At 42.4% G+C, this 13,090-nt stretch carries 13 protein-coding genes and 1 pseudogene; 13 read left to right on the top strand and 1 reads right to left on the bottom strand.

Annotated features, from left to right (window positions below; all coding sequences use genetic code 11):
- The first annotated feature begins 52 nt into the window (after positions 1-52).
- The 8 genes from thrA (at position 53) to BUC10_RS15305 (ending at position 9,091) form a co-directional block, all read left to right on the top strand.
- The gene (gene thrA, locus BUC10_RS15340) at positions 53-2,497 is read left to right on the top strand and encodes a bifunctional aspartate kinase/homoserine dehydrogenase I (protein ID WP_073181224.1); all 2,445 of its coding nucleotides are present in this window, start codon (positions 53-55) and stop codon (positions 2,495-2,497) included.
- 1 nt (position 2,498) lies between these two features.
- A complete protein-coding gene (locus BUC10_RS15335) occupies positions 2,499-3,419 on the top strand; it encodes a homoserine kinase (protein WP_073181222.1) in 921 nt (306 codons plus the stop codon).
- Positions 3,420-3,427: 8 nt separating this feature from the next.
- Positions 3,428-4,723, top strand: coding sequence for a threonine synthase (gene thrC / locus BUC10_RS15330; RefSeq protein ID WP_073181220.1), 1,296 nt, complete (start codon positions 3,428-3,430; stop codon positions 4,721-4,723).
- Positions 4,724-4,824: 101 nt separating this feature from the next.
- Complete coding sequence (gene gcvT, locus BUC10_RS15325) at positions 4,825-5,910, top strand: glycine cleavage system aminomethyltransferase GcvT (protein ID WP_073181218.1); 1,086 nt, start codon at positions 4,825-4,827, stop codon at positions 5,908-5,910.
- Positions 5,910-6,824, top strand: a complete 915-nt coding sequence (locus BUC10_RS15320; protein WP_073181216.1) for a glutaminase — start codon at positions 5,910-5,912, stop codon at positions 6,822-6,824. Before gcvT ends, BUC10_RS15320 begins: the two co-directional genes overlap by 1 nt.
- Positions 6,825-6,827: 3 nt before the next feature.
- The gene (locus tag BUC10_RS15315; RefSeq protein WP_073181215.1) at positions 6,828-7,649 is read left to right on the top strand and encodes a sugar nucleotide-binding protein; all 822 of its coding nucleotides are present in this window, start codon (positions 6,828-6,830) and stop codon (positions 7,647-7,649) included.
- A gap of 319 nt (positions 7,650-7,968) precedes the next feature.
- Complete coding sequence (locus BUC10_RS15310; protein ID WP_073181213.1) at positions 7,969-8,373, top strand: hypothetical protein; 405 nt, start codon at positions 7,969-7,971, stop codon at positions 8,371-8,373.
- A gap of 310 nt (positions 8,374-8,683) precedes the next feature.
- Positions 8,684-9,091, top strand: coding sequence for an ester cyclase (locus tag BUC10_RS15305; RefSeq protein ID WP_073181211.1), 408 nt, complete (start codon positions 8,684-8,686; stop codon positions 9,089-9,091).
- An 8-nt stretch (positions 9,092-9,099) separates the two neighbouring features.
- Here the strand turns inward: BUC10_RS15305 and BUC10_RS15300 are convergent, their stop codons facing one another.
- Positions 9,100-9,534, bottom strand: a complete 435-nt coding sequence (locus BUC10_RS15300) for a cupin domain-containing protein (protein ID WP_073181322.1) — start codon at positions 9,532-9,534, stop codon at positions 9,100-9,102.
- A gap of 72 nt (positions 9,535-9,606) precedes the next feature.
- On the opposite strand from BUC10_RS15300, the gene BUC10_RS15295 reads away from it, so the two are divergent.
- The 5 genes and pseudogenes from BUC10_RS15295 (at position 9,607) to BUC10_RS15275 (ending at position 13,046) form a co-directional block, all read left to right on the top strand.
- Positions 9,607-10,206, top strand: coding sequence for a TetR/AcrR family transcriptional regulator (locus BUC10_RS15295; protein ID WP_073181209.1), 600 nt, complete (start codon positions 9,607-9,609; stop codon positions 10,204-10,206).
- 13 nt (positions 10,207-10,219) lie between these two features.
- Positions 10,220-10,584 (top strand): annotated as a pseudogene (locus BUC10_RS15290) (DUF2200 domain-containing protein).
- Positions 10,585-10,669: 85 nt separating this feature from the next.
- Positions 10,670-11,965 carry a metal-dependent hydrolase family protein gene (locus tag BUC10_RS15285; RefSeq protein WP_084732681.1) on the top strand — a complete coding sequence of 432 codons (1,296 nt, stop codon included), beginning with the start codon at positions 10,670-10,672 and terminating at the stop codon, positions 11,963-11,965.
- 18 nt (positions 11,966-11,983) lie between these two features.
- The gene (locus tag BUC10_RS15280; RefSeq protein ID WP_073181207.1) at positions 11,984-12,271 is read left to right on the top strand and encodes a 4a-hydroxytetrahydrobiopterin dehydratase; all 288 of its coding nucleotides are present in this window, start codon (positions 11,984-11,986) and stop codon (positions 12,269-12,271) included.
- Between the two features lie 64 nt (positions 12,272-12,335).
- On the top strand, positions 12,336-13,046 hold the full coding sequence (locus BUC10_RS15275; protein WP_073181206.1) for a YebC/PmpR family DNA-binding transcriptional regulator: 711 nt from the start codon (positions 12,336-12,338) through the stop codon (positions 13,044-13,046).
- Positions 13,047-13,090 lie beyond the last annotated feature (44 nt).

The raw sequence follows: 13,090 nt of genomic DNA, 5'->3' as shown, positions 1-13,090 counted from the left end.
ATTTTTCCGTCCGTCCTTATATTCAATTTACTAGTTTACAATCACATTAATCATGAAAGTCCTAAAATTTGGTGGAACTTCAGTCGCCAATCCTGAAAATATAATCAAAGTCAAATCCATTGTCCAGCGCAGTCCTGATGAAAAATCGGCTGTTGTTGTTTCTGCTTTTGGCGGCATCACCGATGTACTCTTAAATACTTTGGAACAAGCTGCAAATCAAGACCTTTCTTATCAAAAAGGCTTGGAAGAAATTGAGAAACGACATATTTCCGTAATTAAGGAATTGCTTCCCGTGCAACGGCAAAGCACCATTCTGAGCAAAGTAAAAAGCGACCTGAATATTCTGGAAACCCTTTTGGAGGGGGCCTTCCTTATCGGAGAGATCACCCCAAAACTTTCCGACAAGGTCGTGAGTTATGGGGAACTATTGTCCTCCTTTATCATCAGTGAATTCTTTAAATCTGAAGGAGTGGATGCTATCTTCAAGGATAGCCGGGAGTTAATCCTAACAGATAACGCCTACGGAAAAGCCGCAGTTAATTTTAAGGTTACCAATCAGAACTGCGGTGACTATTTCAATGAATCGAAACATCAAATCCATGTATTACCAGGTTTTGTTGCTTCCAATTCAGATGGGAATTCAACCACTCTGGGCAGAGGTGGTTCTGATTATACAGCTGCTATTATCGCAGCAGCAGTAAATGCCTCAATTCTTGAGATTTGGACCGATGTCAGTGGAATGTACACAGCCAATCCCAAATTGGTAAAACAGGCCAAATGTGTGGCCCATATCAGTTATGAGGAAGCTATGGAACTTTCCCATTTTGGGGCCAAAGTACTTTATCCTCCTACCATACAACCTGTATTGGGAAAGGAAATCCCAATTGTCATCAAAAATACGTTTAGCCCAGAGGATGAAGGAACCCTGATCACCAAAAATACCAACGGAGGTGGTAAAACGGTCCGGGGCATTAGCCATGTGGGCAATATCAGCCTTTTATCATTGGAAGGGCCGGGAATGATTGGAATCCCCGGAATCTCCAAACGTTTCTTTGAAACACTCTCGGTAGACGGCATTAGCGTTGTCTTAATTACCCAGGCCTCCTCTGAACATTCCATCTGTGTGGGAATTTCCGATGATGATGTAAAGCGGGCAACTGCAGCGGTCAACGAGGCTTTTGAATATGAGATAGCACGGAAAAAAATCAATCCCGTCATTGTTGAGCAGGACTTGACCATAGTGGCATTGGTAGGCGACAACATGAAAAGTCATCAAGGTCTGAGTGGGAAAATGTTCAGTACTTTGGGTAGGAACAATGTAAATATTAGGGCCATTGCACAAGGGGCTTCAGAACGGAACATTTCCGCCGTGATCAAAAAAACAGATGTCAAAAAAGCCTTGAATTCCCTTCATGAAGAATTTTTTGAAGAGAACATCAAACAGCTTAACCTCTTTGTGATGGGCGTTGGTAATGTGGGGTCTAAGTTCCTTACACAAATCCTGCAGCAACAGACCTATCTAAAAGAAGAACTGAAACTGAATATCAGGGTTATTGGGATGAGCAATTCCAGAAACATGGTCTTTGATGAAAATGGTATAAATCTTAAGGATTGGGAAACCACTATAGCTGGTGGGGAAAAAGCTGACAAAGTCAAATTCTTTGAAAAGGTGAAGACCCTGAATTTTCGAAATAGCGTATTTGTGGACAATACCGCCAGCAAAGAAGTAGCACAGGGCTATCCCGATTATCTAAAAAATAGTATTTCTGTGGTTACCTGTAACAAGATCGCCTGCTCTTCGGATTACGATTTTTACCGTGAACTAAAACAACTGGCCAAAAAATACAATGCGCCATTTTTGTTCGAGACAAACGTTGGCGCTGGCCTTCCTATCATTGATACCTTGAAAAACCTTATTGCCTCTGGGGATAAGGTGAAAAAGATACAAGCGGTACTTTCAGGCAGCCTGAACTTTGTTTTTAACAACTTCAATGACCAAGTCACTTTTCATGATATTGTTAAGCAAGCGCAGGAAGAAGGCTATACCGAGCCGGACCCTACCATAGACCTTAGCGGAATTGACGTGATGCGCAAAATCCTGATTCTGGCAAGAGAAAGCGGGAACAAACTTGACATTGAGCAAATTGAAAATGATGCCTTTCTGCCCAAAGAGAGTTTGGAAACCAATTCCAACGAGGCCTTTTTTGCTTCCCTTGTGAAGCATGAGGACGGGTTCCAAGAAATGTACAAATCTGCCAGGGATGAAGATAGCAAACTCAAATATGTGGCTCAATTTGAAAATGGGAAGGCCAAAGTGGGATTACAACAAATTCCAAAGGGACACGACTTTTACAATCTTGAGGGGAGTGACAATATTGTCCTCTTCTTTACCGAGCGTTATCCCAACCAACCCATGATTATAAAAGGCGCTGGGGCCGGGGCGGATGTAACCGCTTCTGGTATCTTTGCCGATATTATTAGAATTGGAAATTTCTAAGATGGAAGAAATCAAAGTTTTTTGTCCTGCTACTATAGCTAACGTCTCTTGTGGGTTCGATGTTCTGGGCCTAGCCTTGGATGCTGTTGGAGATGTGATGATCGTGAGGAAAACAGCTAAAAAAGGTATCAAAATCACTAACATCATTGGTCAGGATCTTCCATTGGCAACTGAAAAAAATGTAGCTGGAGTTGCGGGATTGGCCTTGCTCGAGAAAAGCGACTATAGTGGTGGTTTTGAAATAGAAATCGATAAGCGAATTAAGCCGGGAAGTGGAATTGGGAGCAGTGCGGCCAGCTCTTCCGGTGCTGTTTGGGCAATGAACGAACTATTAGGTCAACCTTTTTCCAACCTGGAACTGGTGCAATTTGCCATGCAGGGCGAAAAACTTGCGAGTCAGGTGGCCCATGCGGACAATGTGGCTCCGGCAATTTATGGTGGGTTCACCCTGGTACGCAGTTACAATCCTTTGGATATTGTTTCAATCCCAACTCCGGATGAGTTGTTTGCAACGGTAATCCATCCGCAAATAGAGATAAAAACTTCCGATTCCCGTAAAATTCTAAAGACCAAACTCACGCTGGAAACAGGAATCCGGCAATGGGGTAACCTTGGCGGCCTTATCGCCGGCCTGTTCCAAGAGGATTATGAGTTAATTGGTCGCTCCTTGGAGGACCATGTTGTGGAACCCATTCGATCTATTCTTATTCCAGGATTCGATGACATAACCTCGGGCGCAAAACAGGCAGGTGCCCTGGGAAGTGGTATTTCCGGTTCTGGGCCATCCATATTTGCGTTAAGCCAAGGTGAAGTCACAGCTGAAAAGGTGGCCGAGGCAATGCACCAAACCTATAAATCCATTGGAATCGATTTTGATATACATGTATCCAAAGTCAACACCCAAGGGGTAAAACCGCTATAGCAGACATAATGAAATTTTATAGTTTAAATCAGAGCAAAAACCAAGCAAGTTTCAAAGAAGCGGTAATTGCAGGAATTGCCCCCGACAAGGGTCTTTATTTCCCAGAACGGATTGATGCCTTACCTAGGGGCTTCTTCGAACGAATAGAAAACCTGTCCAATCACGAGATTGCCTTTCAGGCCATCCATCAGTTTGTAAAGGATGACATCTCGAATGAAGCCTTAAAAGAAATCATTGCGAACGTTTTGGACTTCGATTTTCCCTTGGTGGAGCTAGAGGAGAATGTTGCAACCTTGGAACTTTTCCATGGCCCTACAATGGCCTTTAAAGATGTGGGCGCACGATTTATGGCCAATTGCCTTGGCCACTTCTCCAAAGGAGAAAAAACGGAAGTGACGGTTTTGGTGGCAACTTCTGGGGACACCGGAGGAGCCGTGGCCAACGGATTTTTGGGAGTTGAAGGTGTCAAGGTAGTGATTCTCTATCCAAGTGGAAAGGTTTCGGACATACAGGAACGACAGCTGACCACTTTGGGTCAGAATATTGAGGCCATGGAGGTTGACGGTACCTTTGATGATTGTCAACGCATGGTAAAAACAGCGTTTTTGGATACTGAAATCACCGACCAAAAAAAATTGACTTCGGCCAATAGCATAAATATAGCACGATGGTTGCCCCAACTATTCTACTTCCTATTCGCCTACAAGCAGGCCAAATCCAAAGGAATGGAAATCGTATTTTCGGTTCCTTCAGGGAATTTTGGAAATATCTGTGCCGGAATGGTGGCCCAAAAACTGGGCATGCCGGTAAAACACTTTGTAGCCGCCACCAATGCCAACAGGGTAGTACCCAACTTCCTCGAAAAAGGAGTTTATGAACCGTTACCCTCTATTGCTACCATTTCCAACGCCATGGATGTGGGTGACCCCAGCAATTTTGTCCGCATCAGAAAGCTATACCAAAACAATTTGGATGAATTGCGAAACCATTTCTCTTCGTATTCCTTTTCGGATAATGCTACCAGAGGGGCCATGAAGAAAATCCATCAAAACTCTGGCTATGTGGCAGACCCCCATGGAGCAGTTGGTTATTTGGGACTTAAGGAATATCAAAAATTAAATCCGGACACTTTAGGTATTTTTCTAGAAACCGCCCACCCGGTAAAGTTTTTGGATGTGGTAGAGGATACCTTGAACATCTCCCCAGAAATTCCATTGCAAATCCAAAAAGTAATGGACAAGGAAAAATCATCCATAAAAATTGATTCCTACCAGGGGTTAAAATCGCATCTTTTGAACAGTTAGCCGCTTTTGCTTTCAATTAACAAAGGTTTGTGCAAAAGATTAGGATTTTTAAGCCAAGTTCTTGTTGAATTCGAATAAATTTACCCCGTAAACTTCGAATTATGAAAAGTACTGCTTTGACCAAAACCCATGAAGTCCTAGGTGCCAAAATGGTTCCTTTTGCTGGGTATAATATGCCTGTTTCTTATGAGGGCGTAAATGTGGAACACGAGACGGTAAGAAAGTCCGTTGGTGTTTTTGATGTATCCCATATGGGCGAATTTTTGATTGAAGGTCCGAAGGCCTTGGAACTCATTCAAAAAGTAACTTCCAATGATGCCTCAAAACTTACCGTGGGTAAGGCCCAATACAGTTGTTTCCCCAACGAGAACGGTGGGATTGTGGACGATTTGATTGTCTATCGAATCAAGGAAGAAACTTATCTTTTGGTGGTCAATGCATCCAACATCGACAAGGATTGGGATCATATCTCCAAGTATAACGAGGCTATCGGTGCCACCATGCGTAACATCTCTGATGACTATTCCCTTTTAGCGATCCAAGGTCCGAAGGCAGTTGAGGCTATGCAGTCCCTTAGCTCTGTTAATTTATCCGAAATTAAGTTCTACAATTTCGTGGTTGGGGACTTTGCTGGGATAGACCATGTCATTATTTCGGCAACAGGTTATACCGGTTCCGGAGGATTTGAGATTTATTGCAAAAACTCTGAAGTACAACAGGTTTGGGACAAGGTGTTGGAAGCAGGCGCTGATTTCGGCATCAAGCCTATCGGCCTAGCTGCTCGCGATACCCTCCGATTGGAAATGGGCTATTGCCTTTACGGAAACGATATTGATGATACCACCTCCCCTTTTGAGGCTGGTTTGGGTTGGATTACCAAGTTCACCAAGGAATTTGTAAACAGCGAAGCCCTTGCCAAACAAAAAGAGGAAGGTGTCAGCAAAAAATTGATTGCCTTTGAACTGGATGAACGTGGTATTCCAAGACAGGGCTATTCCATAGTAGATGTAGATGGTAATGCAATAGGAAAGGTAACATCAGGTACCATGTCACCCTCACTTTCAAAGGGTATTGGTTTAGGTTATGTAAGTAAGGAACACAGCAAAGCCGACGGCAAGGTATATATTCAAATACGAAAGGGTAGTGTACCTGCAACAGTTATAAAATTGCCATTTTATAAGGGATAATGGTGGATTTTAGGCCCATTTTGCAGGATATCGTTGCCATGGCCCAGCAGGAGTCCAACAAGGGCGAGGTGGCCGATTACATTCCACAGTTGGCCCATGTGGACGCCAATAAATTTGGCATCTCCATTTTGAACCATGAGGGCAACATACATTCGGAGGGCGACGCCAAAGAACGATTTTCCATCCAAAGTATTTCCAAGGTGCTGTTGTTATCCATGGCTTTTGGCCTGGTAGGGGATAAACTTTGGGAACGGGTGGATGTGGAACCATCAGGGGACCCCTTCAACCATCTATCACTTCTGGAAATGGAAAATGGCATCCCAAGAAATCCGCTGATCAATGCTGGGGCCATAGTTGTTTGTGATGTCTTGATTTCGCACCTAAAAAATCCCAAGCAGGAATTTTTGGATTACGTGCGAGCCATTGCAGGAGACCAAAGCATAAGTTTTGACTTGGAAGTGGCCCAATCCGAACAAGAAACAGGATTCCGCAACCACGCGGCCGCCAACCTCATCAAATCCTTCGGAAATTTGAGCCATAAGGTTTCCGAAGTACTGGATTTCTATTTTCACTCCTGCTCGATCAGTATGAGTTGTGAGCAATTGGTAAAGGTGTTTTACATTTTTATGAACCGGGGCAATTGTCTCCAGAACAAGAATTACTTAAGCCTATCCCAGGTAAAAAGAATCAATGCCCTAATGCTCACCTGTGGTTTTTATGACGAGGCCGGGGAGTTTGCCTTTGAGGTAGGATTACCTGGAAAGAGTGGTGTTGGGGGTGGTATTGTGGCACTTTTGCCCAACCAGTTCTGTGTGGCCACATGGTCGCCCGGGCTCAACGAAAAAGGAAATTCCAAATTGGGTATGCAGGCGTTGGAACAATTGACAACGGCTACTGGCCTATCAATATTTTAATGTTTGGATAAAAAAAAGATACTCATATTAGGGGGCAGCGGGTTTATTGGCAATGCAATTTACAAGGAGCTCTGCAACTATTTCAACACCTTTGGCACTTATTGCCATAGCACTATATATAGTGAAAATGGACAGTTTCTTCGATACGACATGCGGGAGGATGATATTGTAAGGATTGTTGAACAGGTTCAACCGGATTTTATCATTTCGGCACTTAGAGGAGATTTTGGAGCGCAGGTTCAGGCGCATCAACATTTAATGGAGTACTTGATCAAGAACGATGTAAAACTATACTTTATCTCATCGGCCAATGTATTTGATGCATATAGTAAATTTCCCAGCTATGAACATGATAAAACGTTGTCTGAAAGTGTTTACGGGCGTTTAAAAATCAAAATCGAGAACATGATGATGCGGTTACCCAAAAAGAAAGCCGCCATTTTGCGCGTACCCATGGTCTTTGGCAACACTTCACCTCGTATCAAGGAGATAAAAACACTTTTGGAGGGTAACGAACCCATTGAGGTTTTCCCCAATTTAATCATTAATGTGACCAACGATGACCGCCTCACACAGCAAATCCATTATCTCATCAATAGGGATAAAACGGGTATTTATCATTTAGGAAGTGTGGATCTTATCCAACATGAAGAGTTTATCAAAGAAGTCATCAAACAAATGGGTAACTTCCATCCAATTTTAAAGCGGGTGTTCACCACCAACGAAGACCGCTATCTGGCCGCCTTGCCCAAGGATAATAAACTTCCCAAAAATCTACGAATCAAGTATCAGGAGATTATTGACCATCACATCCCGGTTGATTAGCCTTCAATATTGGTTTTGACCTTTGCATTCGAGGTTGGGAATCAGAGTTGTCAGGTTTCAGGTTTCAGGTTTCAGGTTTGAGTTATCAGGTTTCAGTTGTCAGTTATCAGTTGTCAGTTATCAGTTGTCAGTTGTCAGTTATCAGGTTTCAGTTGTCAGTTATTAGTTATTAGTTATTAAGTTTTAATAATCCGAGCCTCTACCAGAAAAAGTTCAAGTTTAGCTTTCCATTTATAATTTGTTGTTATCTTTAATGAGCTACATAACCAGCTAACCACCTTAGAATTTGAACATCAGGAAAATTGTTGCAATTGTATTCATGGGAATTGCCATAGTGTTAGGGGTGCTATACTATTTAAGCATACAGGTTCCAGAGACTTTTGAAGGATATTTTAGAAGGGAGTATTATAGTCAATTTGGTCCTTTGGCCATCAGTATAGAACTTCTGGTAGCCGGCTATTATGTATTTAATAAACATTCCAAGGCCAATTTTAGTCTTGCACTATTTGGGTTTACAGCCATTCTAGATCCCATTTTCAATTTGGCAGGCCTGTTTACAAGTATGGTACCCATTTATGCGATGGTACTCTTTACTGTCTGCGCTTTAGCAGCACTATGGCTAGCATTTACCAATACGTTCGACCTTGGAAAAATTACACTTCTTGGTGCTATTTGGGGGTTTATTCTAGGAAATGCCATTGAATTGTTTTTCAATTACCTCTAGTGATTTTCAATGTAGAGTTTTAGATTTTGAATTCGGTTTCAGAAATCAATTGTCGGAAATCAGATTCCTTTACCCTTTACCCAAAAAATTCAAGTTCAAGTTCAAACTCAGATTCAGTTTTCCTTTGAACATTTCGTGTTTAATATTTAACATTCATCAAGACGAGAATAATACCTAGTAATTATTTTTTTACTTTTAAGCGTGACGCCAGACCTACACCACTTGCCCTATTCCACCCAAGCAAAATAACCTAGCCGTGCATATAAATGTGGAGATTAAAAATTGAGGTATTCAACAGCAGTATAGAACCATGACCAAAGAAGCACTCATCAAATTAGGAGTAGAAAACATTGTCTGCAAAGGAGAAACAGAGCATATTGCAACCGTATTTTCTGCCCACTATGTGGCCCATGCGGGGGATAAAACTTATGAAGGCCATGATTTTCTTTACCGCTGGACAAAGCAGATGCTGACCTCCATTGATAACATTAAAGTCGTAAAAATCAAGATACTCTCCCAAGATGAAAACACCCTTACTTGGCAACGTACCTTAACGGGAGTTCATATAAAGGCCCTACGGAGTATTCCGGCATCCAATAAAAAGATAACTTGGACGGAAATGGTAGTCAGTCGTTTTAAAGATGGTAAAATTGCCGAGGAATGGCTGGTCTCGGAATTGGCCGCAGCATTACTATTGAAACAACCTAAAAAGCCTTAGCGACATCACTAAGTCCTAATTACCATATCAAAATCTGCAGCTGTAGCAATAACTTTCCCAATAATCTCTGGTGCCACAGAATTTTCTTGGGATTTTTCTTGATCTGCAGGCAACCCCATCTGTTCAAAAAATTCCCGAAAACCTTTTGGGCTATGGATGTTGATCCATTTACAGGTTGTATTGCTTCTGTTGCCAAAAGTATGGAGGGTCTTGGGCGGGATGTCCACCGACTCCCCAGCCTTTACATTTTTGATTTCCCCATTGACCATAAACTCCATCTCCCCTTCCAAAATCAAAAAGGACTCCTTATACGAATTATGTAGATGCGGAGGTGGGCCCGGAACATGGGGCGGCGTTTCAGCATACATTAAGTCATAATCCCCTGAGGTGTCATGTACAGTAACCTTATGTCCTAGCACCCATCTAGTGTTCGAATTTTTCATTTTATAAGACATTTGTCTCACAAACATAGGACATACTTTTGAATTTTCAAAAACTTATAAGATATTTGTCTCATGAAAGAAGGGTATATTCAAACAGGTCGAACCAATCAGAAGCAAGAAACTCGGGATAAATTATTAAAAAGTGCTCAGTACTTTCTTAAAAAGGGAATTGCATTTAACTTGGAGGATGTTGCCAAAAAATCGGGCGTTTCACGCGCTACTGTGTACCGATACTACTCCAACATGGAAATTTTGACTACGGAGGCCAGCCTTGACATTACCACACTTAGCTCTGAGGCTATTCTAAAGAACTTTGAGGGCAAAAGCTTGGAAGAAAAAGTGTTCGGAATCCAGGATTATTTCAATACACTGACCCTGGAGAACGAACATGCGTTCCGTAAGTATCTAAGTGCAGTTTTGGTTCCCGATGCCGTTGAGTCGAAAAGAGGGGGGCGCCGGATAAAGACCCTTGAACTTGCCCTCAAAGATGAAGATATTCCATCTGATCAAAAGAAAGATGTAATTAAACTGCTTACTCTTCTGATGGGAATTGAGCCCTTAATTATTACCAAGGATGTAGCTAATTTGAACAATCAAGAATCCACAAGGTTATTGAAATTGGGGGTAGAACTAATTCTTAAAAACTATCTTTCACAAAAAAATAAAAACTAAAAAGTAATTGGATATGGCCACCACACCCGAACATGACCAACGGATGGCAAACATGACCTTCACCTCGGTTTATCCTCATTATTTGTCGAAGGTTGAGAAGAAAGGTCGCAGCCAAGAAGAACTGCACCAGGTAATACGTTGGTTAACGGGTTTCGACGAGGCTACCCTTGAAAAACATATTACAGAAAAATCACTTTCAAAGACTTCTTTGAACAGGCAACAATACACCCCAATGCGTATTTGATCAAGGGTGTCATCTGCGGGTATCGCATTGAGAACATTACTACCCCCCTCACCCAACAGGTACGTTATCTGGACAAATTGGTGGATGAACTGGCCAAAGGTCGTAAGATGGAGAAGATTTTGAGAACCTCCTAGACCGCATTCCAACATCTGCATTTATTCTTTATCTTGTAGAAGGAATTTCCCCCATTTTGATATTACAATTTTAAAGAAGTTAGGTATGAAAACCATAATGGGGAAATTTCTAACCATTCAGCCATTCCTGCTGATTTTTTCCATCATAAGCCTGTCAGCCCAAGAAGAGAGCAAAGCAATTTGGGCGGGACGAATGGTGGATGTGAAAGCATCCAAAATCCTTAAGAATGTCATCATTTTGATTGAAGGGGATAAGATCCAGGATATTGTTTCGATGGATAAAAAAGATAATTTATCAAATGTCATTGATTTATCCGAATACACCGTTTTACCAGGTTTAATCGATTGTCATACCCATTTAACGGACCCTTCATTTGATACCTCTATTGACGTCTACGAACTGCCCATAGCTTCGTATGGTATTTTGGGAGCAACCTACGCCAAAAAAACTTTAGAGGCTGGGTTTACAACAGTTCGCGATGTAGGAGGTGATTTCTATACCGATGTTGCCCTGCGGGATGCCATAAAAAAAGGTTGGGCGGAAGGTCCCCGAATGTATGTAAGCGGTAAAGCATTGACCATCACCGGTGGACATGGCGCTTGGGCGAATTGGATGGCTCCCCACCTTGGACTACGCCATAATCCGGGGAACCCTGTGGACGGACCCGCAGCAATACGCAAAAGAACCCGAACCTTGATGAAAAATGGGGTTGATCTCATAAAAATAAATGCCACTGGGGGTTTTGGTACTGCCAATTCCATTCCGGGTGCAGCCTCGTTTACCATTGAAGAAATGAAAGCTGCCGTTGAGGAGGCAAAAAAACGAGGACTTAAGGTGGCAGCGCATGCCCATGGCGCCGATGGGATTAAAAATGCTGTAAGGGCCGGTGTCAATTCCATAGAGCATGGGACTTTCTTGGACCAGGAATCGATAGATCTAATGAAAGAGAACAAGGTATTTCTTGTAATGGATTTACTTGCTGCCTATGTGGATTTGATCGAGAAGAACGAGGATTATAGCGACAAAGGTTTGAACAAGGGCAACGAAGGAATCTACAGAGATCTTGAAGCCACCTTTTTCAACGCCTATACCCAAGGGGTGCTAATGGCATTTGGAACGGACGCTTCCATTTTTGAACATGGTCGAAATGCCGAACAATTTTCATTAATGCAAAAAGCTGGAATACCCCCTAAAGACATCCTCAAATCGGCTACCCTTCATGCCGCCGCCTTGATAGGGGTAGGGGAAAAGACCGGAAGTATCAAAAAGGGAAAATGGGCCGACATCATTGCTGTAAGAGGGAACCCTTTGGAGGACATTTCGGTTTTGGAAAAAGTAGAATTTGTTATGAAAGCCGGCAAAGTTTATAAATTGCAGTAAGTAAAAGAATTTTAGAACATGACTAAGTTAGACCATGCCCAAATAGAAAATCTACTTCAAGAGCTGGATGGATGGACCTATGCAAACGGAAGTATTCAAAAGTCGTTCATTTTTAAGGATTTCAAAGAGGCTTTTTCTATAATGACCCGAATTGCTTTTGAGGCCGAGCAGCAAAACCACCACCCCAATTGGGAAAATGTGTACAACCAGCTCACCATTAAACTCAACACCCATGATGTTGGTGGTATTACCCAAAACGATTTTGATTTAGCTACCGCCATAGAAGATATTACGTCCAAAGGATAAAGCTTCGGCTTGACTGGGGGGCATTTTTTGCTAAATTTGTCGCTGTCCAAAATCAACAATAAAAATGGGAAGAGCATTTGAGTTTCGGAAAGCACGAAAAATGAAGCGTTGGGCAGCAATGTCCAAAGCTTTTACGCGTATCGGAAAGGATATCGTTATTGCAGTAAAGGAGGGTGGACCCGACCCTGATTCCAATGCCCGTTTGCGTGCCGTGATTCAAAATGCGAAGGCCGCCAATATGCCTAAGGACAATATTGAACGGGCTATAAAACGGGCTTCGGACAAAAGTCAGGGAGACTTTAAAGAGGTGCTTTTTGAAGGCTACGCTCCTCACGGTATCGCAATCTTAATTGAGACCGCAACGGACAACAACACCCGTACGGTGGCCAACATTCGCAGTTATTTCAATAAATGTAATGGCAGTTTGGGTACTTCAGGCTCCGTTGAATTCATGTTTGACCATACGTGCAATTTCACCATAAACGGAGAAGGTTTAGATCCGGAAGAGTTAGAACTGGAATTCATTGATTTTGGAGCCGAAGAAGTCTTTGTAGATGAGGACGGTATCCACATTTATGCCTCATTTGAAAGTTTTGGGGCTATTCAAAAAGAATTGGAATCCCGTGAAATTGAGATTATCTCCTCTGGTTTTGAACGTATCCCTCAAGTGACCAAAGAACTTAGCGAAGATCAAGTGGCCGATGTGGAAAAACTTCTTGAAAAAATTGAAGAAGATGATGACGTGCAGAACGTATACCACGCCATGAAAGAATAGGTAATTCCACAGAGTGGTGTTGTAAAGCGGAATACTATTTCTCG

Origin of the sequence: Flagellimonas flava (assembly GCF_900129665.1) — a bacterium.
GTDB lineage: Bacteria > Bacteroidota > Bacteroidia > Flavobacteriales > Flavobacteriaceae > Flagellimonas > Flagellimonas flava.
This window is presented reverse-complemented; position numbering and strand designations above follow the sequence as displayed.